The sequence below is a fragment of the Actinoplanes sp. KI2 genome, assembly GCF_025630775.1.
In the GTDB taxonomy this organism is placed as follows: domain Bacteria; phylum Actinomycetota; class Actinomycetes; order Mycobacteriales; family Micromonosporaceae; genus Actinoplanes.
Window position 1 is genome coordinate 1 of record NZ_JAOSZE010000182.1, and the last position, 309, is coordinate 309.

The 309-nt window shown below is 68.6% G+C and carries 1 protein-coding gene; it reads right to left on the minus strand.

All coding sequences use genetic code 11. The annotated features are described in order from the left end of the window. The coding region (locus ODJ79_RS46875) for a flagellin (protein ID WP_263030220.1) at positions 1-309 on the minus strand (309 nt) is incomplete at both ends.

The following is a 309-nucleotide window of genomic DNA, read 5'->3' on the forward strand; positions in this document are numbered from 1 at the left end:
AGCGGAGCAGCGAGAGGACGCCCTGCTGGGACTGGTTGGCCTGGGACAGCATGGAGGTGCCGGCCTGGGTCAGGATCTGGGCGCGGGTGAAGGACACCATCTCCTGGGCCATGTCGGTGTCGCGGATACGCGACTCCGACGCGGACAGGTTCTCCACGGCGACGTTGAGGTTGTTGACCGTGTGGTCGAACCGGTTCTGGTACGCACCGAGGGCGGCACGCTGGTCGGAGACCGAGGCGAGCGCCTTGTCGAGGGTGGCGATCGCGGCGTCCGCGTTGCCCACCAGGTCGATCGAGGCGGTGCCGAGGG